This window comes from Actinomadura chokoriensis (assembly GCF_039529475.1).
Taxonomy (GTDB): domain Bacteria; phylum Actinomycetota; class Actinomycetes; order Streptosporangiales; family Streptosporangiaceae; genus Spirillospora; species Spirillospora bangladeshensis.
In genome coordinates, this window is the sequence record NZ_BAAAMW010000013.1 from 150,508 (window position 1) to 174,215 (window position 23,708).

18 protein-coding genes and 1 pseudogene are annotated in these 23,708 nt (G+C 72.6%); 10 read left to right on the forward strand and 9 right to left on the reverse strand.

Features of this window, described 5'->3' with window-relative positions:
• Positions 1–153 precede the first annotated feature (153 nt).
• Together dapF and miaA are read right to left on the reverse strand one after the other, a co-directional pair.
• Complete coding sequence (gene dapF, locus ABFX46_RS26395; RefSeq protein ID WP_346046096.1) at positions 154–954, reverse strand: diaminopimelate epimerase; 801 nt, start codon at positions 952–954, stop codon at positions 154–156.
• A 32-nt stretch (positions 955–986) separates the two neighbouring features.
• Positions 987–1,898, reverse strand: coding sequence for a tRNA (adenosine(37)-N6)-dimethylallyltransferase MiaA (gene miaA, locus ABFX46_RS26400; protein ID WP_346046199.1), 912 nt, complete (start codon positions 1,896–1,898; stop codon positions 987–989).
• Between the two features lie 126 nt (positions 1,899–2,024).
• On the opposite strand from miaA, the gene ABFX46_RS26405 reads away from it, so the two are divergent.
• Positions 2,025–2,303, forward strand: coding sequence for an antitoxin (locus tag ABFX46_RS26405; protein WP_346046098.1), 279 nt, complete (start codon positions 2,025–2,027; stop codon positions 2,301–2,303).
• Here ABFX46_RS26405 and ABFX46_RS26410 read toward each other — a convergent pair.
• Both ABFX46_RS26410 and miaB read right to left on the reverse strand, forming a co-directional pair.
• The gene (locus ABFX46_RS26410) at positions 2,300–3,013 is read right to left on the reverse strand and encodes a class III extradiol ring-cleavage dioxygenase family protein (RefSeq protein ID WP_346046100.1); all 714 of its coding nucleotides are present in this window, start codon (positions 3,011–3,013) and stop codon (positions 2,300–2,302) included. The two genes, ABFX46_RS26405 and ABFX46_RS26410, sit on opposite strands and share 4 nt — an antisense overlap.
• A 40-nt stretch (positions 3,014–3,053) precedes the next feature.
• A complete protein-coding gene (miaB, locus tag ABFX46_RS26415; protein ID WP_346046102.1) occupies positions 3,054–4,574 on the reverse strand; it encodes a tRNA (N6-isopentenyl adenosine(37)-C2)-methylthiotransferase MiaB in 1,521 nt (506 codons plus the stop codon).
• 316 nt (positions 4,575–4,890) lie between these two features.
• On the opposite strand from miaB, the gene ABFX46_RS26420 reads away from it, so the two are divergent.
• The 5 genes from ABFX46_RS26420 to ABFX46_RS26440 all read left to right on the forward strand — a co-directional run bounded on the left by ABFX46_RS26420 (position 4,891) and on the right by ABFX46_RS26440 (position 10,646).
• Positions 4,891–5,613, forward strand: coding sequence for an amino acid ABC transporter ATP-binding protein (locus tag ABFX46_RS26420; protein WP_346046201.1), 723 nt, complete (start codon positions 4,891–4,893; stop codon positions 5,611–5,613).
• A 39-nt stretch (positions 5,614–5,652) separates the two neighbouring features.
• A complete protein-coding gene (locus ABFX46_RS26425; protein ID WP_346046104.1) occupies positions 5,653–6,522 on the forward strand; it encodes a glutamate ABC transporter substrate-binding protein in 870 nt (289 codons plus the stop codon).
• Between the two features lie 163 nt (positions 6,523–6,685).
• Positions 6,686–7,369, forward strand: a complete 684-nt coding sequence (locus tag ABFX46_RS26430; RefSeq protein ID WP_346046106.1) for an amino acid ABC transporter permease — start codon at positions 6,686–6,688, stop codon at positions 7,367–7,369.
• A gap of 73 nt (positions 7,370–7,442) precedes the next feature.
• Positions 7,443–8,435: an amino acid ABC transporter permease gene (locus ABFX46_RS26435; RefSeq protein WP_346046108.1), complete on the forward strand. Its 993-nt coding sequence runs from the start codon at positions 7,443–7,445 to the stop codon at positions 8,433–8,435.
• 180 nt (positions 8,436–8,615) lie between these two features.
• Positions 8,616–10,646, forward strand: coding sequence for a S9 family peptidase (locus tag ABFX46_RS26440; RefSeq protein ID WP_346046110.1), 2,031 nt, complete (start codon positions 8,616–8,618; stop codon positions 10,644–10,646).
• Positions 10,647–10,648: 2 nt separating this feature from the next.
• On the opposite strand, the gene ABFX46_RS26445 is transcribed toward ABFX46_RS26440, so the two are convergent.
• The 3 genes from ABFX46_RS26445 to ABFX46_RS26455 form a co-directional block, all read right to left on the reverse strand.
• Positions 10,649–11,896: a glycerophosphodiester phosphodiesterase family protein gene (locus ABFX46_RS26445; RefSeq protein WP_346046112.1), complete on the reverse strand. Its 1,248-nt coding sequence runs from the start codon at positions 11,894–11,896 to the stop codon at positions 10,649–10,651.
• Positions 11,897–11,992: 96 nt separating this feature from the next.
• Positions 11,993–13,552 carry a ribonuclease Y gene (rny, locus tag ABFX46_RS26450; protein WP_428831315.1) on the reverse strand — a complete coding sequence of 520 codons (1,560 nt, stop codon included), beginning with the start codon at positions 13,550–13,552 and terminating at the stop codon, positions 11,993–11,995.
• Positions 13,553–13,837: 285 nt separating this feature from the next.
• Entirely contained in the window at positions 13,838–16,528 is a 2,691-nt protein-coding gene (locus ABFX46_RS26455) for an AMP-binding protein (RefSeq protein ID WP_346046115.1), read from the reverse strand.
• 67 nt (positions 16,529–16,595) lie between these two features.
• On the opposite strand from ABFX46_RS26455, the gene ABFX46_RS26460 reads away from it, so the two are divergent.
• Genes ABFX46_RS26460 through ABFX46_RS26470 form a run of 3 tightly spaced genes read left to right on the forward strand, consistent with a single transcriptional unit; the run spans position 16,596 to position 20,162 of the window.
• Positions 16,596–17,609 carry an iron ABC transporter substrate-binding protein gene (locus ABFX46_RS26460; RefSeq protein WP_346046117.1) on the forward strand — a complete coding sequence of 338 codons (1,014 nt, stop codon included), beginning with the start codon at positions 16,596–16,598 and terminating at the stop codon, positions 17,607–17,609.
• Positions 17,610–17,613: 4 nt separating this feature from the next.
• Entirely contained in the window at positions 17,614–19,125 is a 1,512-nt protein-coding gene (locus ABFX46_RS26465; RefSeq protein ID WP_346046119.1) for an ABC transporter permease, read from the forward strand.
• Positions 19,122–20,162 carry an ABC transporter ATP-binding protein gene (locus ABFX46_RS26470; protein WP_346046121.1) on the forward strand — a complete coding sequence of 347 codons (1,041 nt, stop codon included), beginning with the start codon at positions 19,122–19,124 and terminating at the stop codon, positions 20,160–20,162. The genes ABFX46_RS26465 and ABFX46_RS26470 overlap by 4 nt, the downstream gene beginning before the upstream one ends.
• 477 nt (positions 20,163–20,639) lie before the next feature.
• On the opposite strand, the pseudogene ABFX46_RS26475 reads toward ABFX46_RS26470, so the two are convergent.
• Both ABFX46_RS26475 and recA read right to left on the reverse strand, forming a co-directional pair.
• Positions 20,640–21,224, reverse strand: a pseudogene (locus ABFX46_RS26475) (regulatory protein RecX); the annotation flags it as partial.
• Between the two features lie 250 nt (positions 21,225–21,474).
• A complete protein-coding gene (gene recA / locus ABFX46_RS26480) occupies positions 21,475–22,584 on the reverse strand; it encodes a recombinase RecA (protein ID WP_346046122.1) in 1,110 nt (369 codons plus the stop codon).
• Positions 22,585–22,829: 245 nt separating this feature from the next.
• Between recA and ABFX46_RS26485 the strand changes: the two genes are divergently transcribed.
• Positions 22,830–23,699, forward strand: a complete 870-nt coding sequence (locus ABFX46_RS26485) for an ATP-grasp domain-containing protein (RefSeq protein ID WP_346046124.1) — start codon at positions 22,830–22,832, stop codon at positions 23,697–23,699.
• Positions 23,700–23,708: the final 9 nt, after the last annotated feature.

A 23,708-nucleotide genomic window follows, 5' to 3' on the forward strand; every position in this document is an offset into this window, starting at 1 on the left:
CCGGGGCTCCCATCCCGGTCCGTACGGGCCATTCACCAGAGGGTGTGCAAGTAAGAAGTTATGCGGCACACGGTCCCGTTGGAGAGGGACACCGGTCCCGTTCATGCCGGGACGGCCCTGGAACCGCCACAATACCTGGTGGGACGGGATGTTTCAGATCCAGCCCGGCCGGGTCTCGCCCTCCGCGACCAGGACTGCCGGGCCCCGCAGAAACGCGGTCTCCCCGTCGAGGGTGACGGTCACCCGCCCGCCCGGGACGTCCACGGTCCACTCGGACCCGCCGGTGGTCCCGAGGGCGGCGGCGGCCGCCACCGCGACCGTCCCGGTGCCGCAGGAGCGGGTCTCGCCGGACCCGCGCTCGAACACCCGCATCTCCACGTGCCGCTCCCCGACCGCGCGGAAGAACTCGACGTTCACCCCGTCCGGGAACACGGCCGGGTCGAAGCCGGGGGCGCGCGACAGGTCCAGGGCGGCGACCGGCTCGTCCACGCGGCACGCCAGGTGCGGGTTCCCCACCGACACCCGCCGGCCCTGGAACGTCGTCCCCGCCAGGGACGCCTCGCCGTAGCCGAGCAGCTCGGGCAGGCCCATGTCGACGCTCACGTCGCCGGACGCGCCGAGCTTCACGCGGCGCAGGCCCGCGCGGGTCGCCACGTTCCACTCGCCGGGCGACGCCAGGCCGGCGTCGACGAGGTAGCGGGCGAACACGCGCATCCCGTTGCCGCACATCTCGGCGATACTGCCGTCGGCGTTGCGGTAGTCCATGAACCACTCGGCGTCCGCCTCATGGTCGGTCGCCTTGGTCCGGACGACGCGCAGGACGCCGTCCGCGCCGATTCCGGCGCGCCGGTCGCACAGCCGCGCGACGGCCTCCGGCGTCAGGTCGAGGACGCCGTCCGGGTCGGGCAGGATCACGAAGTCGTTCTCGGTGCCGTGGCCTTTGACAAACCGCATCCTTCGATCGTATTGCCCGCTCGCGATTCCCGTCAGGCGCCCCGCTCCGCCTCCTCCGCGATCAGGGCGAGCGCGCGTTCGACCAGGTCGGGGGCGTCGTAGGGCAGCCATCGGACGCGGGGGTCGCGGCGGAACCACGACTCCTGGCGGCGGGCGAACCGGCGGGTCGTCCGGACGGTGTCCTCCTTGGCCTGCTCCTGCGTCCACTCCCCGGCGAGGAACCGCAGCACCTGCGCGTAGCCGAGGGCGCGGCCGGCGGTCAGGCCGTCCCGCAGGCCCCGCTTCTCCAGCTCGCGGACCTCGTCGACCAGGCCCGCGTCCCACATCCGCTCCACGCGCAGCGCGATGCGCTCGTCCAGGGCCCCGCGCGGGACGGCCACCCCGATCTGCAGGGCCGAGTCGTAGCGGTACCGGTGCTCGGGCAGCGTCGCCGTGAAGGGGCGGCCGGTGATCTCGATGACCTCCAGGGCGCGGACGATCCGGCGCCCGTTGCTCGGCAGGATCGCCTCCGCGGCGGCCGGGTCCAGCCCGCGGAGCCGCTCGTGCAGCACGCCGGGCCCGACCCGCGCCAGCTCCTCCTCCAGACGCGCCCGGACGGCCGGGTCCGTCCCCGGGAACTCCAGGTGGTCCAGCGCCGCCCGCACGTACAGGCCCGACCCGCCGACCAGCACCGGCAGCCTCCCCCGGCCCCGGACGTCCGCGATCACGTCGGCGCTGAGCCGCTGGTACTCGGCGACGCTCGCCGTCCTCGTCACGTCCCAGACGTCCAGCAGGTGGTGCGGGACCCCGCGCATCTCGGCCGCGGAGAGTTTCGCCGTGCCGATGTCCATGCCGCGGTAGAGCTGCATCGAGTCGGCGTTGACCGCCTCGCCGTCCAGCCGCAGCGCGAGGTCCACCGCCAGGTCGGACTTCCCGGCGGCCGTCGCGCCGACGATCGCGATCACGTGGGGAGCATCAGGTGAGGTCACGGGATTGATTGTGGCAACAGAACGGGTATGGGCGTGGTTGTACGGGTGCCGCGCGGGCCTCGCGCCGCACCGATCGGGACGACGGATCCGGGGGGATCGGCAATGTCCATCGTCGACAAGGTCAAGCAGATGCTCGGGCAGAACGCCGACAAGGCGAAGCACGGCGTCGAGAAGGCCGGGGACATGTTCGACCAGCGGACCGGCGGCAAGCACGCCGACAAGGTCGACAAGATCCAGGAGAAGGCCGGCGACTACATCGAGCGCGAGGGCGGCCAGAGCGGCCAGGGCGGCCAGAGCGGCCAGGGCGGGCAGACCGGCCAGGCCGGGCAGCACGGCGACCCCGGCACGGGCGGCCGCCCCGGCGGCGGCCAGACGCCCTAGCCTCGGCGGCCGCCGCTCCGCGACCAGGCGGCGACGAAGTAGCCGACACCGTACGGCGCCTCGTCGGCGAGCAGCTCGCCGGTGAGGCCGGCCGTGCCACCGGCCGCGCCCGCCAGTACCTGCCACGCCGCACGCCCGGCCGCCTGGACCTCCTGGGAGACAACGGGGTCCAGGGCGGCCAAGGCGGCGGTGTCCGCGTAACCGAGCGCGCGCGCCACGCCATCGTCGTACGGGCGCGCGCGCACATCGAGGTAGCCCGGTGCCTTCTCCGAACGGCATGCCGACCCGTCGCCCATCACGAGCAGTGCGACATCGCCGCCCGCCTTCGCCAGCTCTTGTCCGAGCTTCAGGCACGCGTCCGGATCGGCGTCGGACGCGACGGCCTGATAGCGCGCACCGGCGGCGAGCCCCCGGCGCTCCAGCAGCCAGCGCCCGATCGTCAGGGACAGTGGTAGCTCCTCGGCACCGTCCTCCGGTTCGGCGGGGCTCGTCCAGTCGAACCCGTAGGGCCTGAGGGACGCGTACGCGCCCGGCCCGTACAGCCGCGTCTCCATCCCGCCCCCGACGACGAACAGCGCGCCAGCGCCCGCGAGGCGCTCGACGGCGCGGTCGCAGGCGGCGCGCACCCCGTCCAGCTCGGGCGCCGCCTCCCCCGCCATCTCCGGGACCAGGATCGGCGGATGCGGGCACACCGCCGCCGCTACGAGCACACTGCCTCCTCGGAAACCGGACCCGCCGGGACGAACCGTCTCAGGAGCAGCCCCGCACCGGGGACGCCGGCTGCGCCGGACGCCCGATCGACGGCATGCCCAGCGAGACGCCGGCCGCACCGCCGCCCCCGCCCTGGCGGGCCTCCCACGCGTCGCCCGCCCGCGTCCGGCGGACGTCCAGGACGGGCTTGTCGGCGACCAGGTGGTGCGGCGCGGCGTAGGTGACCTCGACGGTGACCATGTCGCCGGGCCGGACGGCCTCCGCCGGTGCGGTGAAGTGCACGAGGCGGTTGTCGCGCGCCCGCCCCGACAGGCGGCGGGTCGCCTCGTCCTTGCGGCCCTCGCCCTCGGCGACCAGGACCTCCAGCGTGCGGCCGAGCTGCTTCTTGTTCTCCGCCCAGGAGATCTCCTCCTGGAGGGCGACGAGCCGCTCGTACCGCTCCTGGACGACCTCCTTCGGCAGCTGGCCGTCCATGGTCGCGGCCGGGGTGCCCGGACGCTTGGAGTACTGGAACGTGAACGCCGACGAGAACCGGGCCTCCCGCACCACGTGCAGGGTCTCCTCGAAGTCGGCCTCGGTCTCGCCGGGGAACCCGACGATGATGTCGGTGGTGATCGCCGCGTCCGGGATCGCGGCCCGGACCTTCTCGATGATCCCGAGGTAGCGCTCCTGCCGGTAGGACCGGCGCATCGCGCGCAGCACCGCGTCCGACCCGGACTGCAGCGGCATGTGCAGCGACGGCATCACGTTCGGCGTCTCGGCCATCGCCGCGATGACGTCGTCGGTGAAGTCCTTGGGGTGCGGCGAGGTGAACCGGACCCGCTCCAGGCCCTCCACGCCCCCGCACGCGCGCAGCAGCCCCGCGAACGCGGACTGGCCGCCCTCGGTCATGGCGCGCACCTCGTCCGGCGCCGCCGACAGCGCGCCGAAGCCCGAACCGTAGGCGTTGACGTTCTGCCCCAGGAGCGTGACCTCCAGGACGCCCTCGGCGACGAGCGCCTCGACCTCGGCGAGGACCTCCCCCGGCCGGCGGTCCTTCTCCTTGCCGCGCAGGGACGGGACGATGCAGAACGTGCACGTGTTGTTGCAGCCCACGGAGATCGACACCCACGCGGCGTACGGGGACTCGCGGCGCGTCGGCAGCGTCGAGGGGAAGGTCACCAGCGACTCTTCGATCTCGACCTGGGCCTCGCTCTGCACGCGGGCCCGCTCCAGCAGCGCCGGCAGCGACCCGATGTTGTGGGTGCCGAACACGACGTCCACCCAGGGGGCCCGTTTGACGATGGTGTCGCGGTCCTTCTGCGCGAGGCAGCCGCCGACGGCGATCTGCATGCCCGGATGGCCGTCCTTGACCGGCCTGAGATGGCCTAGGTTCCCGTAAAGCCGATTGTCGGCGTTCTCACGCACCGCGCAGGTGTTGAACACCACCACGTCGGGCTCGGCACCCTCCGCGCGGACGTACCCGGCCGACTCCAGCAGCCCGGACAGCCGCTCGGAGTCGTGGACGTTCATCTGGCACCCGTAGGTACGGATCTCGTACGTACGGGGGGCCGTCTCCATTGGCGCACTCATGACGGTAACCAAGGGTACGGGCCCGCCGCGCCCCTGCGGAACGCATCGACGCGCAGCGCAGCACCGTGGCGGGACCCGGCGCCCGTCCTCCCGGCCCGTCCGGATGATCACTCTCTGCCACGACGTACCCCGTCCGACATGGGGATTCGTGATCGTATCGGTACCGCCCGGCGACTTTCACGGGTCAGAGCATGACGTAAAGTCCGACCGCATGACGGACAGCGAAGGCGGGCTCGACCTGAGCAAGGGCGAGCCGGAGGACTCCGTTCCGGAGCCGGCCCCAGCGGAGGCCCGGCCCCTCGTCGTGGTGGAGAACGTCAACAAGCACTTCGGCGAGCTGCACGTCCTCAAGGACATCAATCTCACGGTGAACTCCGGCGAGGTCGTCGTCGTCATCGGCCCGTCCGGGGGCGGCAAGTCGACCCTGTGCCGGTCGATCAACCGGCTGGAGCCCATCGACGGCGGCACGATCCTCGTGGACGGCAAGGAGCTGCCCAAGGAGGGCAAGGAGCTCGCCAAGCTCCGCGCCGACGTCGGCATGGTGTTCCAGTCGTTCAACCTGTTCGCCCACAAGACGATCCTCGAGAACGTCATGCTCGGGCCGGTGAAGGTCCGCAAGCTGGGCAAGCAGGAGTCGCACGAGCACGCGATGCAGCTGCTCGACCGGGTCGGCATCGCCAACCAGGCCGGCAAGTACCCCGCGCAGCTGTCCGGCGGGCAGCAGCAGCGGGCCGCGATCGCGCGCTCCCTCGCCATGCGGCCCAAGGTGATGCTCTTCGACGAGCCGACCTCCGCGCTCGACCCGGAGATGGTCAACGAGGTGCTGGACGTCATGACGGGCCTCGCGCGGGAGGGCATGACGATGATCGTCGTCACCCACGAGATGGGGTTCGCGCGGCGGGCCGCTCAGAAGGTCGTGTTCATGGCGGACGGCCAGATCGTCGAGGAGAACACCCCCGACGAGTTCTTCACCAACGCGCGCACCGACCGCGCGAAGGACTTCCTTTCAAAGATCCTCACGCACTGAGCCGCGGGGCTCCGGCAGAGAGCAGAGGTAGGACGAGCAATGCGAGTACGTCGTTTCGGCGCCCTCATCGGGGCGGGGATGGCGCTGTCCCTGGCGCTCAGCGCGTGTGGCAGCGACACCGAGAAGACCGAGGCCAAGACCGTCGTCCAGAAGGCCAAGGACGACAAGAAGCTGACCATCGGCATCAAGTTCGACCAGCCGGCGCTGGGCCTGAAGAAGCCCGACGGCACCTACGACGGCTTCGACGTCGACGTCGCCAAGTACATCGCCAAGAAGCTGGGCGTCCCCGAGAGCGGCATCACGTTCAAGGAGACGACCTCCGCGAACCGCGAGTCGTTCATCGGCGGCGGGCAGGTCGACCTCGTCGTCGCCACCTACTCCATCACCGAGGCGCGCAAGAAGCAGGTGACCTTCGGCGGTCCCTACTACGTCGCGCACCAGGACACGATGGTCAACGCCGACAACAACGACATCAAGAAGGCCGCCGACCTCAAGGGCCACAAGCTCTGCAAGGCCGCCGGGTCCAACTCCTTCCGCCGCATCACCGAGGGCCCGCCGGACGGCAAGCTCAACATCAAGGGCGTCACGCTGGTGGACGCCAGCAGCTACTCCGAGTGCGTGAGCAAGCTGAAGTCCGGCGCGCTGGACGCGGTCAGCACCGACGACCTGATCCTCGCCGGGTTCGCCAACCAGCAGAAGGGCTCCTTCAAGGTCATCAACGACCCCTTCACCGACGAGAAGTACGGCGTCGGCATCAAGAAGGGCGACACCGAGACCTGCGAGGCCGTCAACAAGGCCATCACCGACATGTACTCCGACGGCACCGCCAAGACGCTGCTGGAGAAGCACTTCGCCGGCACCGGCCTGAAGCTCGTCACGACCGCCCCGCAGATGGAGGGCTGCTCCTGATCCGGGGCCGTGCCTGAGCCCCGCCGCGCCGGTGCGTCCCACGGGAGCGCTTTCCCGGGACGCACCGGCGCGGCCGGACGGCACCGGCCCGCTCGGGCGGCCCCACCCGTGCCGGCCCCGCCGCCGGCCCGACACCGCTGGAACGCCATGAAACAGCTGAGCAATGTTTGATTTCAGCCCGTTCTTCGACAGCTTCGACGAGATCCTGCAGGGGTTCTGGGCGACGATCCGCCTGGCGGCCGCGGCCGCGGTGCTCTCCCTCGTCATCGGCACGGTGCTGGCGAGCTTCCGCGTCGCCCCCGTCCCGGTGCTGCGCGGCTTCGGCACGGGCTACGTCAGCATCGTCCGCAACACGCCGCTGACGCTGGTGCTGCTGATGTGCAGCCTCGGGCTCAACGACATCCTCGCGCTGAAGTTCTCGTCGAACTCGTCGGTCACCTACTACTGGTGGGCCGTCCTCGGCCTGTCCGCCTACACCGGCGCCTTCGTCTGCGAGACGCTCCGGTCGGGGATCAACACCGTCCCGCTGGGGCAGGCGGAGGCGGCGCGGTCGGTCGGCCTGACCTTCACCCAGTCGCTGCGCATGATCATCCTGCCGCAGGCGTTCCGCGCGATCATCGCGCCGCTGGGCAGCGTCTTCATCGCGATGATCAAGAACACCACGGTCGCGTCCGCGGCGAGCTACGCCGAGGTGGCGCTGGTCACCAAGACGATCGTCGACAAGCCCACGTTCGCCAACGGCGTCATCCCGCTGTTCCTCGGCGTGGCCGTCGGCTTCCTGATCCTCACCCTCCCGACCGGCTACTTCTTCGGCTGGCTGGCCAAGCGGATGGCGGTGGCGCGATGACCGCAGCGAAGCGAGGATCGTCGGGCCACCGACTTCGGGGGCCTGGGGGCCGCCCCCCGGAAAGGCAGGGCCGGTGAGCAAGGAAGCGACCGTCCTCTTCGACATCCCCGGGCCGCGGGCCCGGAGGCGGAACATGGTGCTCACCACCGTCGTGACGGTGGTGCTCGCCGCGGTCTTCGCCGCGCTCATCTGGCGGCTGGCCGACAAGGGCCAGTTCGCGGAGAAGCTCTGGACGCCGTTCACCAAGTGGACGGTCTGGCGGCACCTGATCATCCCGGGCCTGCTGAACACGCTGAAGGCCGCCGCCGTCGCGACCGTGCTGGCGCTGCTGTTCGGCGTCGTGTTCGGCCTGGCGCGGCTGTCCGACCACTGGTGGATCCGGCTCCCGGCCGGCGCGGTCGTGGAGTTCTTCCGCGGCATCCCGCTGCTGATCCTGATCTTCCTGGCGTTCTTCGTCCCGAACAAGATCAGCCCGGAGATCGCCGAGTCGCAGTTCGGCCAGCTGCAGCGCATCTCGGTCGACTACTTCTTCTCGGTCTTCGGCGTGGAGAGCAACGCCGGCGTCGTCACCGTGCCCGCGTTCGCCGCGGTCGTGTTCGGCCTCACCATGTACAACGGCTCGGTGCTCGCCGAGGTCGTCCGCGCGGGCGTCCTGTCGATCCCGAAGGGCCAGTCGGAGGCCGCCTACTCGATCGGCCTGCGCAAGAACGGCGTCATGCGGCTCGTCCTGCTGCCGCAGGCCATCACCGTGATGATGCCGGCGATCGTCAGCCAGATCGTCGTCCTGCTCAAGGACACCGCGCTCGGGTTCATCATCGCCTACCCCGAGCTGCTGCAGGCGGGCTTCAAGCAGGTGCCCGCCAACTACAGCAACAACGTCCTGCAGGCGGGGATCGTGGTCGCGGTCATCTACATCGCGATCAACATGTCGGTGAGCCGGCTGGCGACGTGGCTGGAGGCGCGCAGCCGCCGCAGCCGCAAGACGCAGGCGAAGACCATGGGGACGGGCGGGGCGCCGCCGGTCGCCGGGGTCGGGGTCGCACAGCAGTCGGTCCCGTCGACCTGACGCCTCCCGCACGCCCGCTTCGGGGGCGCCGCCGGTCTCCGGCGGCGCCCCCGTCGCCGTCTCCAGCGCCGTCCGGGCGGCTCCCACCGGTGAGTCTCCTGGTGGCCGCCTTGTATCTTTCCGAAGTCAAACGGGCCGTCATGGCCCCAACCGATCCCCGTATGCGGGACGATTCCTGTTATGACCGCTCGTGCGACCCTCCCCTACGGCTCCTGGCCCTCCCCCATCTCCGCGGCCGATGTCGCCCGCGCCCGGCTGCGCCTCAGTTTCCCCACCGTCGCGGGCGATGACGTCTGGTGGCAGGAGACCCGGCCCGAGGAGGACGGGCGGACCACGGTCATCCATCTCAAGGGCGGGCATCGCACGGAGCTGCTGCAGGCGCCGTGGGACGCGCGCACCCGCGTCCACGAGTACGGCGGCCGGTCCTACCTGCCGATCCGCACCGCCGAGGGCTGGTCGGTCGTGTTCTCCAACTACGACGACCAGCGGCTCCACCGGCTGGACGAGGGCGACCCGAAGCCCTACCCGCTGACGCCCGCGCCGGCCGTCCCGGCGGGGCTGCGGTACGCCGACTACGTCCTGTCCCCGGACGGGACGGAGATCTGGTGCGTGTGCGAGGGCCACATCGCCGCGCCGCCGGAGCCCGCGCCCGCCGAGGGCGAGGAGGCGCCGGCGCCCGCCGAGGAGCCCGCCGTGACGGGCATCCGGCGCGCCATCGTCGCCGTCCCGCTGGACGGCCGCGCCGCCGAGGACGCCGGCGCCATCCGCGAGCTGGTCACCGGCGCGCAGTTCTACGCGAGCCCCGCCCCCTCGCCGGGCGGCGGGCACCTGGCGTGGGTGCAGTGGAACCACCCGCGCATGCCGTGGGACGGCACCGAGGTGCGCGTCGCCGCGCTCGAGGACGGCCGCACGGTCGCGCCCCGGACCGTCAAGGGCGGGCTGAAGGAGTCGGCCCTCGCGCCGCTGTGGCGCGACGACGAGTCCCTGTACGTCATCTCCGACTGGCCCGGCTGGTGGAACATCTACCAGGTCGGCCTGCACGGCGAGTCCCCGCAGGCGCTCTACCCGGCCGAGGAGGAGTTCGCCGGCCCGCTGTGGCAGCTCGGCGGCATGCCGTACGCGCTGCTCGGCGACGGGCGCCTCGCCGTCCTGCACGGGGAGGGCGACATGCGGCTCGGCGTCTACGACCCGGAGACGCTCGACCTCGTCGACCTGGAGGTCCCCTACGAGCACTGGGCGACGCAGCTGTCCGCGGACGGGACGACGATCGTCGGCATCGGCGGCGGCCCCGACCTGCCGGCCTCCGTCGTCCGGGTCGACACCACGACCGGGCGGGTCGAGGGGCTGCGCCGCGAGCTGGCCGAGCTGCCGAACGTCGCGTACCTGTCCAAGCCGCGCGCCGAACGCCTGGAGGGGCCGTTCGGGCGCCCCGTCCACGCCTACGTGTTCCCGCCCACGAACCCGGAGGCGGCCGCGCCCGAGGGCGAGCTGCCGCCGTACGTCGTGTTCGTGCACGGCGGGCCGACCGGCCGGGTCTCCACGGTGCTCGACCTGGAGCGGGTCTACTTCACCAGCCGCGGCATCGGCGTCATCGACGTCAACTACGGCGGATCGACCGGCTACGGCCGCGCCTACCGCGAACGGCTGCGCCGCCAGTGGGGCGTGGTCGACGTGGAGGACGCGATAGCCGCCGCCCAGGCGCTCGTGGACGGCGGTATAGCCGACCCGGCGCGGCTGGCCATCCGGGGCGGTTCCGCGGGCGGCTGGACGACGCTGGCCGCGATCACGCAGACCGACGTGTTCAAGGCCGCGACGTCCTACTTCGGCATCAGCGACCTGCAGAGCTTCGCCGAGGCCACCCACGACTTCGAGTCGCACTACCTGTTCGGCCTCATCGGCCCCCTGCCCGGCTTCGAGCGCGCCTACGAGGAGCGCTCACCGCTCGGCCACGCCGACAAGACGGCGTGTCCCGTCCTGCTGCTGCAGGGGCTGAACGACCCGGTGGTGCCGCCGGACCAGTCCGAGCGGTTCGCGCTGGCGCTGGCCGACAAGAAGATGCCGTACGCCTACCTCACGTTCGAGGGCGAGTCGCACGGGTTCCGGAAGGCGGGCACGGTCATCCGCTCCCTGGAGTCCGAACTCGCCTTCTACGGCCAGACCCTCGGTTTCGAGCCGCGCGGCGTGGAACCCATCAACCTGACGGTGGGCTGACCTCAGGGAACGATGTAGGACTGGACGTCGAGCAGGGAGTGGTCGGCCCCGAAGAGCGACACCGTGTCGCCCGAGGTGTTGTTCAGGAACCCGACCGTCAGGCCGTTGTAGTAGGCGTCGGGACGGTTCGTGCCGGGGCCGACGTGGACGCGCAGCAGGCTCCCCGGCGGGACCGCGTACCCGTCGCCGATCCTCATGAGGTTGCCCGCCTGGTCGCGCAGGTAGGCGCCGCCCACGTCGACCGGACGCGACGTCGTGTTGCGCAGGACGACGTGCTCGCTGTCGTCCGGCTGGACGTCGTCGCCGCTCGGGTTGGGGAAGACGCTGTCGACGACCACGCCCCGCGCGGAGGGGAACGGCGTCCTGCCGTCGAGGACCCGGCGTGCCGTCCCGGCGAAGTTCGACGTGACCCAGTCGTACCCCTGGTTCGCGGCCATCGCGACCTCCGCGGGGCTGTCGACGGGGTCGCTGATGACCTTCAGGCCCTTGGCGTGCGCGCGCTCGACGTCGGCGGCGCTGGTCACGCGGGGATGCGCGTACACGCCGGCCGTCCAGCCGCCCAGCGACGCGAGCTCGCCGTCGGGGAGCATGCGCCCGCCGGTCAGGTAGGAGAGCTGCACCTTCGGCGCGGACGCGTGGAACTCCTTGAGCGCGGCCTGGTCACGCGAGTGCACCTGCACGCGGTACGCGCCCGACCGCAGCGTCGCCCCGTCGGTGAGCCGCGCGGCATTCAGCTCCTTCGCCAGGAGGGTGGCCACTCCAGGGCTGTTGGCGGGCGCCTTCAGCTCCAGGCTGAGGCCGGTGTCACGGCCCGCGACCTTCAGCAGCTCTTTGAGGGTCGGCACCCGCTGCCCCGCGTAGCGCTTGTCGAACCAGGACCCGGCGTCCAGTCCCTTGATCTCGGCGAGCGTGAACTGGCCGACCCTCCACGGCGCCCTGTCGGGGTAGACCTCCTCCACGTCGGTGGTCCTGGCGAGCGTGTCGTCGTGCACCAGGACGATCTGCTTGTCGGACGTGAGCTGCACGTCGCCTTCCAGGACGTCCGCCCTCTCCCGCATGGCGTTGCGGTAAGAGGCGAGCGTCTCCTCAGGCGCCTGCCCCGGCGAGCCGCGGTGACCGACGATCACCGCGTGCGTCCGCTTACCGGCCGCCCGGCCGGGCGTGGCCTGCGCGATGCCCGCCACGGTGAGCGACGCGGTGAGCGCGGCGCCCGCGACGGCCGCGCACCCGAGCATGGAAACCTTGTTCACGAAGATCCTTCCGCCGTGCGATGACCTGATCATCACGGCGGAGGATGTCGCGGGCCGGACGGGACGCTGAACTCCCGCCGAACGCCCGCGCGGCGCTCAGCGCGCGAACTCGATGGCGCGGGACTCCCGCACGACGGTGACGCGGATCTGGCCCGGGTAGGTCAGCTCGTCCTCGACCTGCTTGGCGATGTCGCGGGCGATGACCTGCGCCTGGATGTCGTCGACCGTGTCCGGCTTCACCATCACGCGGATCTCGCGTCCGGCCTGCATGGCGAAGACCTTCTCGACGCCCTCGTGCTTCTCGCGGGCGATCTGCTCCAGCCGTTCGAGGCGCTTGACGTAGGCCTCCAGCGACTCCCTGCGCGCCCCCGGGCGGCTGCCGCTCACGGCGTCCGCCGCCTGCGTGAGCACCGCCTCGACCGTCCGGACCTCGACCTCGTTGTGGTGCGCCTCGATCGCGTGGACGACGTCCTCGTGCTCCCCGTACCGGCGGGCGATCTCGGCGCCGATCAGCGCGTGGCTGCCCTCCACCTCGTGCGTGAGCGCCTTGCCGATGTCGTGCAGCAGCGTGCAGCGCTTGGCGACCTCGACGGGCAGCCGCAACTCGCTCGCCATGACGCCCGCGATGTGCGCGGACTCGATCAGGTGCTTGAGCACGTTCTGCCCGTAGGACGTCCGGTACCGCAGCTGCCCGAGCAGCGCGATCAGCTCCGGGTGCATGTCGGCGATGCCGACCTCGACCAGGGCGTCCTCACCGGCCCGGACGCACAGCTGCTCCACGTCGCTCCGGCTGCGCTCGTAGATCTCCTCGATGCGCTGCGGGTGGATGCGGCCGTCCAGGACGAGCTTCTCCAGCGTCAGCCGCCCGACCTCCCGGCGCACCGGGTCGAAGCAGCTCAGCAGCACCGCCTCGGGCGTGTCGTCGATGATCAGGTTCACCCCGGTCGTCGTCTCGAACGCCCGGATGTTGCGGCCTTCCCGCCCGATGATGCGGCCCTTCATCTCGTCGCTCGGCAGGTGCAGCACCGACACGACCGACTCGGCCGTCTGCTCGCTGGCGACCCGCTGGATCGCCAGCGTCACGATCTTGCGGGCGCGCTTCTCGCCCTCCGCCCGCGCCGTGTTCTCGATCTCCCGCACGATGGGGATCGACTCGCGCTTCGCCTGGTTCTCGATCGCCGCGACCAGCTCGCCCTTGGCCTGCTCGGCGGTCAGCCCGGCCGCCCGCTCCAGCACCTTGCGGCGCTCCTCGGCGACGCCGGCCAGCTCCTCCTTGCGGGCGTCGAGGGCCTGCCTGGCCTCGGTGAGCCGCCCCTGCCACTCCTCGAGCCGCCGCATCTCGCCGTCCAGCCGCTGCTCGCGCTCGGCGAGCCGGGCCTCCCGGCGCTCCAGATCCTCCCGGACGGTCCGCAGGTCGTCGCGCAGCCCGCGGCCCTCCTCCTCGACCTCGGCGCGGGCCGCGGCCACCATCCGCTGCGTCTCCCGCTCGGCCTTCTCCACGACGTCCTCGGCGTCCCGCTTCGCCTTCGACCGGATCTCGTCGGCCTCGCTCTGCGCACGCGCGATCTCCGCCGCGGCTCTGCCGGGCATGCCGGGGCGCCACAGGATCACGATGACGAGAGCGACCAGGGTCACCAGCAGCGCTGCACCCAGCAGGACGCTCTCCATGAGGCAGATCCTTCCTCGCCGCGGGCCCGTCCTGACTTCGGGGCCCTGCCTAGCGAGGATTTACTCGCGCGCGGATGCACGACAGCGCGGGACCGCGCGCGGCGCGCCCCCGGCGACCCGGCCGAATCCGGTCGACGAACGTGTCCTGTATGCCTCTCAGCTGCTGGAACGTGCTCCGTCGTATGGCAATCCGCGAGACGCGGAGTAACTCCTCACTGCCGTAACGGTAAGCGGCCTAGAGGTAATGAGCAAGCAAACGAGGGGCATTCCGGGCTAACCGTACGTCCGCGTGACTCCTCCCTTACCACCCTTCTTGACCGCCCGCACCCGCCCGGACCTGGCCGATCCCCGCCGCCGGATCCCGCCGGGACGCGGCGCGCCGCCCCCGCGGCACGGGCCGGTGCGACACGCCGACGGGACGGGCCGCCGCGGCGCGCCGGCCGGGGCGGGACGGGCGCCCCACCCGGCCGCACGGCGGACGAGCCGGGCCGCGACGGCGCCGTAGAGGACGCCGCCCGCGAGGGAGGCGAGCAGGGCCAGCGGCTCCGAGCGGTCCTCCAGCAGCGGGTAGATCTGCCAGTGGACCAGGTAGATGTAGAGCGATCCGGTGGCCAGCAGGCCGGCGAGGCGGTTGAGCCACGCCGTGCTCGGCAGCGTCGGGACCCAGATCAGCAGGAGGACGCCGGCGATGACCACGGCCGTCCGCAGGGACGCCGCGGGCCCGAAGTAGCCGGGGACGGTGATCAGCACCGCCGCGGTCACCGGCAGCCGCCGCACCGCCCCCCGCGCCCATGCCGTCCCATGCTCCCGTCCTGCCGCATGTGCCCGCGCCGCGGCCCAGCCGAGCGGGAACAGCCAGATGGCGGTGATCGCGTCCGGCAGGTCCGTCAGGCCGCCGAAGTCGTACCGCAGGAGCAGCGCGGCCGCCAGGAGGCCGAGCGGGAACCCGAGGGGGGCACGCCGCTCCGCCCTGTCCAGGGCCGGGACGCTCAGCCACGCCGCCATGGCGGCCAGGATGTAGACGATCACCTCGATGAACCAGTAGTTGCTGTCGTGCCCGGTCGCGCTCTTCAGCAGCAGCGCGTCGACCAGGTGGTAGTCGGCGGTGACGAGCGCGGCGAGGCCGATCCAGACGACGCTCGGCACGGCGATGCGGGCCAGCGCGGCCAGCAGGTTCGCGCGGCGCCGCGCGGCCCCGGCGGAGGTGAGGTGGAACCGGGCGAAGTTGAAGCCCGCCACCGCCAGCAGCACGTGCGCCCCGCCCCGCACCGCGAACAGGCCGATGTGCGACCCGACGATGAGGACGATCGCGGCGGCGCGCAGCGCGATGCCCGTCTCCAGCGTCCGCAGCGGGGCGCGCCGCGCCGGGCGCCGCAGGTCGCGGATGCGCCGCGTATGCCAGTCGGAGGGCAGTGCGCCGAGGGCCTCCTCCAGCTTCAGCGACATCTCCACATAGGACAGCGAGTCGCCGCCGAGACCGACGAAGCTGTCGTCCTCGGTGACGCCGCGGCGGTCCAGGATCTGCTCGTACAGGCGGCACAGGTCCGCGCCGGCGGCCGGCTCGGCGCGGGCGAGCCGGAGCACGGCCCCGTAGTCGGGCTTGCCCGTGGCCAGCCGCGGGATCTCGGCCAAGACGTGCACGCTGACCGCCCTGGCGGGCAACCCGCACGCGGCCGCCACCACCCGCCGCACCTCCCGAACGCCTGTCGTGGGCAGGGGCGTGGTCTTGGAGGCTGCCACGGCCACGACGAGGCCGGTGTCGTCGCCTGCGCAGCAGGCGGTGAGGCCGCGGCCGGCGAGCAGCGCCTCGACGCGCTGCAGGTCGACGCGCAGGCCGTAGGGCTTCACGAACCGGCTGCGGCGCCCCACGATCTCGTACAGTCCGCCGGGGAGCCGACGCGCGACATCGCCGGTGCGCAACTCCTCGACGGTGCGGCCGAGGGCCAGGTCGGCGGGGTCTTCGGCGTAGCCGAGCATGACGTTCGGGCCCGTGTACACCAGTTCGCCGGTACCGGGCGCGGAACCGTCCGGCAGCGGCTCCAGCCGGATGGACCCGCCGGGGATCGGGACGCCGATCGCCTGCGGGTGGGCGGCGGCGAGTTCGGGGGGCAGGTAGGCCATGCGGGCGGTCGCCTCGGTCTGCCCGTACATGACGACCAGGTCCCAGCCGCGCCGCCGGCCGAGCGCCGCGTAGCGCGCCACCCGCTCGGGGGCCAGCCGCCCGCCCGCCTGGGTGACGTACCGCAGCGACGGCAGCCGCATGTCGGCGAAGCCCGACCGGTCCAGCAGGTCGAAGGTGTAGGGGACGCCCGCCAGCGCGGTCCCCCGCGCGTCGCGGAACAGCGCCCAGAAGCGGTCGTCGGCCACCGACAGGTCGGTGAGGATCAGCCCCGCGCCGCGCAGCAGATGGCTGTTGATGACGGACAGGCCGTAGCAGTAGTGCATCGGCAGCGTCGTGGCGGCGCGGTCGCCGGGACGGATGTCCAGGTACTCGGCGATGGACGCCGCGTTCGACCGCAGGTTCTCGTGCGACAGCCGGACGAGCTTCGGCGACCCCGTCGAGCCGGACGTGCTGAGCAGCAGCGCGAGATCGGGATGCAGGGTGTGCGCGGAGCCCTCCCGCCGCTCGTCGAGCGTCCCGTCCGGGTGGGCCACGACGTCCGGGTCGTAGGCGGCGGTCAGGGACCGCACGGTGTCGGGCCGGTCGTGCGGCGCCAGCAGCACGGGATGCCCGGACGCGAGCGCCGCCAGGTAGACGACGAGGGCGTCGACCGTGTTGGCGCCCGCGAGCAGGACGAGCCGCCGCCCGGAGCCGAGGCGGCGGGCCGCGGCCGCGACCCGGTCCGCGAGGTCGCGGTAGGTGAGGACGCCGCCGGAGGTGATGAGCGCCGTCCGCTCCGCGTGGGCCGCGAGTCCGCCGGCGAACGGGACGTCCGCGGGCGGCGCCGCGTGGGGGTTGCTCACGCGGCGCATCTTAGGTAAGGCTAAGCTTTCTGCCAAGTCGCTCGCCATGCCGCATCCCGAGGAATCCATGCGAAACCCCCTGCGCCGTCTCACCTCCGTCCTTGCGCTGACGGCCCTCGTCGTTCCACTCGCCGCATGCGGCCTCGGGAGTGAGGCCGGCCTGGTCGTCTACTCCGGCCGCAACGAGGGTCTCGTCAAGCCGCTGCTGGAGAAGCTGGAGAAGGCCGTCGGCGTCGACGTCGAGGTCCGCTACGGCTCCAGCGCCGAACTGTCCGCCCAGCTCCTGGAGGAGGGCGACAAGACCAAGGCCGACCTGTTCCTGTCCCAGGACGCGGGCGCGCTCGGCGCCCTGGCCAAGGCCGGCCGCCTGGACAAGCTGCCCGAGTCCTCCCTCGGCAAGGTCGCCGAGCAGTTCCGCGGCGGCGCCGGCGACTGGGTCGGCGTCTCCGGCCGCGTCCGCGTGCTGGCCTACCACCCCGGGCAGGTCGCCAAGGCCCCCGACACCGTCCGCGACCTCGTCAAGCCCGAATGGAACGGCAAGATCGGCTACGCGCCGACCAACGCGTCCTTCCAGGCGTTCGTCACCGGCATGCGCGTCCTGGACGGCGACGAGGCCACGCTCGCCTGGCTGAAGGGCCTGAAGGCCAACGGCGCCAAGGCCTACGACAACAACATCGCCGTGCTGGACGCGGTGGACTCCGGGCAGGTCTCCCTCGGCCTCATCAACCACTACTACTGGTACGAGAAGGTCGCCGAGAAGGGTGCGGGCGGCGTCACCGCCAAGCTGCACTACCTGCCCGGCGGCGACCCCGGCGCGCTGATCAACGTCGCGGGGGTCGGCGTCCTCAAGGGCGCCGCGCACCGGCCGGCGGCGCTCAAGGCCGTCGACTACCTTCTGTCGCCCGAGGCGCAGACCTACTTCAGCGACGAGACCAAGGAGTACCCGCTGGCCGCCGGCGTCACCGGCAACGTCCCCGACCTGCCGCCCCTGGACTCGCTGAAGGCCCCCCGGATCGACCTCGGCGAACTCGACTCCCTGCAGCGGACGCTGGCGATGCTGCGCGAAGCGGGGATGGTCTGACCGCATGACCGCGGCTCGCGCCCCCCGGGCGCTGCTCGCTCCGGCATGCCTGGCCGGGGCCCTCGCCCTGCTGCCCCTCGGCTACCTGGCCGTGCGGGCGCTGGAGCGGGGCCCCGGCTTCGCCTGGTCGGTGATCACCACCGAGGGCACCGCGCTGCTCCTCGCCCGCAGCCTGGCACTGGCCTGCACCGTGGTGGCGGCGTGCCTCGTCCTCGGGATCTCGCTGGCCTGGCTCACCGTCCGCACCACACTGCCCGGCGCCCGCGCCTGGGCGGTGCTCGCCACGCTGCCGCTGGCCGTCCCCAGCTACGTGGCGGCCTTCGCCTGGCTGTCGGCGGTACCGGGCATGTCCGGATTCGCCGGGGCGGCGGTGTCGCTGACCCTGGTCAGCTACCCCTACGTCCTCCTCCCGGTCGCCGCGGCGCTGCGCGGCATCGACCCCGCGCAGGAGGAGACGTCCCGGTCGCTCGGCGCGGGCCCGGCGCGGACGTTCCGCCGCGTCACCCTCCCCCAGCTCCGCCCGGCCGCGGCCGGCGGCGGGCTGCTCGTCGCGCTGTACGTCCTGTCCGACTTCGGCGCGGTGTCGCTGATGCGGTACGACACGTTCACCCGCGGCATCTACACCTCCTACCAGGCCAGCTTCGACCGCACCCCGGCCGCCGCGCTGAGCGCGGTCCTGGTCGTGCTGACCATCGGCATCGTCGCCCTGGAGACCCGGACCCGCGGACGGCGCGGGCACGCCAGGACCGGCGGCGGAACCGCCCGGCCGTCCGTCCCGGTCCCGCTCGGCCGGGCGACCGCCCCCGCGCTGGCCTGGTGCGGCGCCGTCGCCGCCGCCGCCGTCGCGTTCCCGCTGGGCACGCTCGCCTACTGGCTGGTGACCGGGAACCGCTCCACCTGGGACCCCGCCGGGCTGGCGAACACCGCGGGCACCACCCTCGCCGTGGCCGGGGCCGGCGCCGCGCTCACCGCCCTGCTCGCCCTGCCCGTCGGGGTGCTCGCCGCCCGCCACCGGGGACGCGCCACCGAGCTGATCGAGCAGGCCGCCTACGCCGGGCACGCGCTGCCCGGCATCACGGTCGCGCTGGCCCTGGTCTTCTTCGCGGTCCGCTACGCCACCCCGGTCTACCAGGAGCTGCCGCTGCTGGTCTGCGCCTACGCGGTGCTGTTCCTGCCGGTCGCGGTCACCGCCACCCGCGCCGCCGTGCTGCAGTCCCCGCCCGTCCTGGAGGACGTCGCCCGCTCGCTCGGCCGCGGCCCCGTGCGCGTGCTGCGCGCGGTGACCGTCCCGCTGGCCGCCCCCGGCATCGCGGCGGGCGCGGCGCTGACCTTCGTGATCTGCATGAAGGAACTGCCGGCGACACTGCTGCTGCGCCCCACCGGCATGGACACCCTCGCCACCCGGCTCTGGACGGAGACCGGCGTCGCCTCCTACTCCGCCGCCGCCCCCTACGCCGCCGCGCTGATCCTGCTCGCGGCCGTCCCCTCCTACCTCCTCGGAAGACAGCGCCCGTGACCGAACTGCGCATCGAAGGCCTGACCAAGGCCTACGGCCCGGACACCACCGTGCTGGACGGGCTCGACCTCACCGTCCCCGGCGGCTCGCTGGCCGCCGTCCTCGGCCCGTCCGGCTGCGGGAAGACCACGCTGCTGCGGATCGTCGCGGGTTTCCTGCGCGCCGACGCCGGCACCGTCACCGTGGGCGGACGCGCCCTCACCGGCCCCGGGACGCACGTCCCGCCGGAACGCCGCCGCATCGGCATCGTGCCCCAGGAGGGCGCGCTGTTCCCGCACCTGAGCGTGGCCCGCAACGTCGCCTTCGGCGTGACCGACCGGGCCGCGCGGCGGCGCCGCACCGAGGAGATGCTCGACCTGGTGGGCCTCGCCGGGTACAGCGACCGGATGCCGCACGAGCTGTCCGGCGGCCAGCAGCAGCGCGTCGCGCTGGCCCGGGCCCTCGCCCCGGAGCCCGCGCTGGTCCTGCTCGACGAGCCGTTCAACGCGCTCGACAGCGCGCTGCGCACCGGGATCCGCGCCGACGTGCGCGCCGCCCTGCGCACCATCGGCGCGACCGCCCTCCTCGTCACCCACGACCAGCAGGAGGCCCTGTCCACCGCCGACCTCGTCGCCGTCGTCCACGCCGGGCGCATCGCCCAGTGCGGCACCCCGCAGGAGGTGTACGGCCGGCCCGCGGGCCCGTGGGTCGCCGGATTCGTCGGGGACGCCGTGCTCCTGCCGGGGACCGCCGCGAACGGCACCGCCACGACCGCCCTCGGCACGATCGCGCTGGCCGCACCCGGCGAGGCCGGCCGCGACGGCACGGTGATACTGCGCCCCGAGCAACTGCGCCTCACCGACGCGGGCGGGACCGCCCCCGGCGGGACGGTGACCGACGTCCGCTACTACGGCCACAACGCCATGATCACCGTGTCGGTCGAGGGCCTCGCGGCCCCCGTCGACGTCCGCGTCGACGGCCACGTGCACCTCCGCCCCGGCGACCACACCGGCATCCGCCTCACCGGCAAGGCCACCTTCCACCCCACCACCCCCTAACCCCCACCCCACCAGCCCAGCAGAGCATCGACACCCCAGCCCCCGGGCCGACCGCGCACCAGAGCAGGACACCAAGGCCCCTACACCCCGGGGCCTCGGAACATCAGCACCAGAACACCACAGCATCGACATCCAGACCCCCAGGCCGACCGGCCACAGAGCAGGACACCAGCGCGCCTACACCCGGGGGCCTCGAAGCACCGGAACATCAACACCAGAACACCACAGCATCGACATCCAGACCCCCAGGCCGACCGGCCACAGAGCAGGACACCAGCGCGCCTACACCCGGGGGCCTCGGAGCACCGGAACATCAGCACCGGAGCACCAGAGCGTCGACGCCGCGGGCCGCTGGACCTGCGGGGCATCAGACCGTCGGCATCTCGGCCGGCGGGGCTTCGGCATCGCCGGCCATGGGGCCGGCGGCGGGTTGGCGGGTGGTGGCGCATGCGGGTGGGGTGGGGAACGTGGGCGTGGTCAGTCGAAGGGGGTGGGGTCGGGGATGGTCTCCAGGTCGGCGCCCTCTTCTGCCAGGGCCTCTTTGACCACTCGGTAGGCGAGGCCGGGCGGGTAGCCCTTGCGGGCGAGCATGCCGACCAGGCGGCGCATGCGTTTGGCGGGGTCGGCGCCTCGGGTGGACGGGAGCCGGCGCAGCACCAGGGCGCGGGCCGTCTCCTCCTCCTGGGCCGGGTCCAGGGATTCGACGGCCTCGTTGACGGTGTCGTCGGCCACGCCGCGCCGGCGGAGTTCGGCCGCCAGGGCGCGTTTGGCCAGGCCGCGCCCCGTGTGGCGTGACTGGACCCAGGCCTGCGCGAACGCCTCGTCGTCGATGAGGCCGACGTCGGTGAAGCGTGCGAGCACCCGGTCGGCGACGTCGGCGGGGACGTCCTTGCGGCGCAGCGCGTCCGCGAGTTGGGCGCGGGTGCGGGGCGATGCGGACAGCAGGCGCAGGCAGACCTCGCGGGCCTTCGCCTCGGGGTCGGCGCCGCCGCCCGGCGGGCGTCCTTCCCGTGCCGCCGCGCTCATCCGGCCCCGCCGCCCCGTGCGCGGGCCGGAACGTCGCGCACCTTGACCGCCGGAGTGCCCGAAGGCTCCGCCTCGTCGGCCGCACCGGGCGCTGGAGGCATCGGCGACCGGCCGCCCCCCGGCAAGCGTCGGGCAGGCGGGGCGGCGGGTGGGGCCGTGGGAGCGGCGGCGCCATCGGGGAAGGTCCGCGCACCGATCGTGCGGTGCCGGGTAAGGCGCCGCCGCCCTGCATACGAGATCATCGCCTACTCTTCGTCAAGCGTCACCCGGATCAGGGGATTCTCTGTCAGGAATCACCCGTCTTGGCGGCCCTGGCGCTCTTCTTCGCGGAGACCGGCTTGGGGGCCGCCACGGGCGCGGGGACGGCGTCCGGAGCGGCGGGCTCGGCCTCCTTGTCGACCTTGGGGCCGATGCCGAGCTTCTCCTTGATCTTCTTCTCGATGCCGTCCGCCAGGTCGGGGTTGGCCTTGAGGAAGTTGCGGGCGTTCTCCTTGCCCTGGCCGAGCTGGTCGCCGTCGTAGGTGTACCAGGCGCCGGACTTGCGGACGAAGCCGTGCTCCACGCCGAGGTCGATCAGGCCGCCCTCGCGGCTGATGCCCTGGCCGTAGAGCAGGTCGAAGTCGGCGACGCGGAACGGCGGGGCCATCTTGTTCTTGACGACCTTGACCCGGACGCGGTTGCCGACGGCCTCGGTGCCGTCCTTCAGGGTCTCGATGCGGCGGACGTCGAGGCGGACGGAGGCGTAGAACTTCAGCGCCCGGCCGCCGGTGGTCGTCTCCGGCGAGCCGAACATGACGCCGACCTTCTCGCGGAGCTGGTTGATGAAGATGGCGGTGGTCTTGGTCTGGTTGATCGCGCCGGTGAGCTTGCGCAGGGCCTGCGACATGAGGCGGGCCTGGAGGCCGACGTGGCTGTCGCCCATCTCGCCCTCGATCTCGGCGCGGGGCACGAGCGCGGCGACGGAGTCGATGACGACGATGTCGATCGCGCCGGAGCGGATCAGCATGTCGGTGATCTCCAGGGCCTGCTCGCCGGTGTCGGGCTGGGAGACCAGCAGGGCGTCGATGTCGACGCCGAGCTTGCTCGCGTACTCGGGGTCGAGGGCGTGCTCGGCGTCGACGAAGGCGGCGATGCCGCCCTTCTTCTGGACGCTCGCCACCGCGTGCAGGGCGATGGAGGTCTTGCCGGAGCCCTCGGGGCCGTACACCTCGACGACCCGGCCGCGCGGCAGGCCGCCGATGCCGAGCGCGATGTCGAGGGAGATCGCGCCGGTCGGGATGACCTCGACGGGCGCGCGCGCCTCCTCGCCCATCCGCATGACCGACCCCTTGCCGAACTGCCGCTCGATCTGGGCGAGTGCGGTCTCGAGAGCCTTCTCCCGGTCGTTCGCTGCCATTGAGATGTCCTTCTCGGTCGTGACTGCCGGCTCTCGGCCGCCGGTTGCGATGTCGAGGGCGACGTTACGGCGGGCCACCGACACTTTCGAGCCGCCGCCGCGATTGTGGATGACGCCGCGTGCCGGGCACCAGCCTACCGAACATCCGTTCGATCATCGTCCGGTATGGCGATTCGGGTGGGAATCGCCGTGCGCGCGATGGTCCGGACCCCGTACGCTGGCGCCGTCCACGGAGGGCTCCAATCATGACGCTGACCGTCCTTTTCTGCGTCGATCCGCTCCATCCCCGGCGCGTTGACCCCCATTTCTCCCGCGAGGCCGCGGCCGTAGGGGACCACTACGGCGAGACCGCCCTGATCGACCACGACGCGCTGCGGCGCGGTGACGTGGAGGACGCGGTCGAGGAAGTGCCCCCCGGCCTGGGCCCGGTCTGGTACCGCGGCTGGATGCTGTCGGCGGACGAGTACGCCGCCATGGCCGCGACCCTGAAGCGGCGCGGAACGTTCCTGCTGACGCACCCGGACGACTATAGGCGCGCGCACGAGCTGCCGGGCTGGCACGAGACGTTCGCCGGGCTGACGCCGCACAGCGTGTGGCGCCCGCTGGGCACGGGCCAGGATCCGGGCGACCTCGGCGAGCTGGCCGAACTGGTCCGGCCGCTGCGGCCCGGGCCCGCCGTGGTCAAGGACTACGTGAAGTCGTGCAAGCACGAATGGGAGGAGGCGTGCTTCGTCCCGGACGTGAGGAACCTGGCCCAGTTGCACGACATCGCCTCCAAGATGGTCGCGCTACGGGACGACCACCTGGCGGGCGGTCTCGTCGTGCGCGAGTTCGAGGAGTACGACGGCGACGGCGAGGCGCGCGTGTGGTGGGTGGACGGCGAACCCGCGCTGGTGGGCCCGCACCCCGACAGCCCCGGCGTGGAACTCGACCCTGATCTGGACGCGGTGGCCCCGGCCGTCCGCGCCCTGGGCTGCCGGTTCATCACGACCGACCTGGCCCGCCGCACGGACGGCGCCTGGCGCGTGGTGGAGGTCGGCGACGGCCAGGTCAGCGACCTGCCGTCGTCCGTGGACGCGATGGACCTCTACGCGCACCTGCCCGTCCCGGACTGATCCCCTGCG

Excerpts from the sequence above, each read along its gene's own strand:
- dapF (WP_346046096.1), bottom strand. The coding sequence starts at position 954 with ATGCGGTTTGTCAAAGGCCACGGCACCGAGAACGACTTCGTGATCCTG.
- ABFX46_RS26405 (WP_346046098.1), top strand. The coding sequence starts at position 2,025 with ATGTCCATCGTCGACAAGGTCAAGCAGATGCTCGGGCAGAACGCCGAC.
- miaB (WP_346046102.1), bottom strand. The coding sequence starts at position 4,574 with ATGGAGACGGCCCCCCGTACGTACGAGATCCGTACCTACGGGTGCCAG.
- ABFX46_RS26425 (WP_346046104.1), top strand. The coding sequence starts at position 5,653 with ATGCGAGTACGTCGTTTCGGCGCCCTCATCGGGGCGGGGATGGCGCTG.
- ABFX46_RS26430 (WP_346046106.1), top strand. The coding sequence starts at position 6,686 with ATGTTTGATTTCAGCCCGTTCTTCGACAGCTTCGACGAGATCCTGCAG.
- ABFX46_RS26440 (WP_346046110.1), top strand. The coding sequence starts at position 8,616 with ATGACCGCTCGTGCGACCCTCCCCTACGGCTCCTGGCCCTCCCCCATC.
- ABFX46_RS26460 (WP_346046117.1), top strand. The coding sequence starts at position 16,596 with ATGCGAAACCCCCTGCGCCGTCTCACCTCCGTCCTTGCGCTGACGGCC.
- ABFX46_RS26465 (WP_346046119.1), top strand. The coding sequence starts at position 17,614 with ATGACCGCGGCTCGCGCCCCCCGGGCGCTGCTCGCTCCGGCATGCCTG.
- recA (WP_346046122.1), bottom strand. The coding sequence starts at position 22,584 with ATGGCAGCGAACGACCGGGAGAAGGCTCTCGAGACCGCACTCGCCCAG.
- ABFX46_RS26485 (WP_346046124.1), top strand. The coding sequence starts at position 22,830 with ATGACGCTGACCGTCCTTTTCTGCGTCGATCCGCTCCATCCCCGGCGC.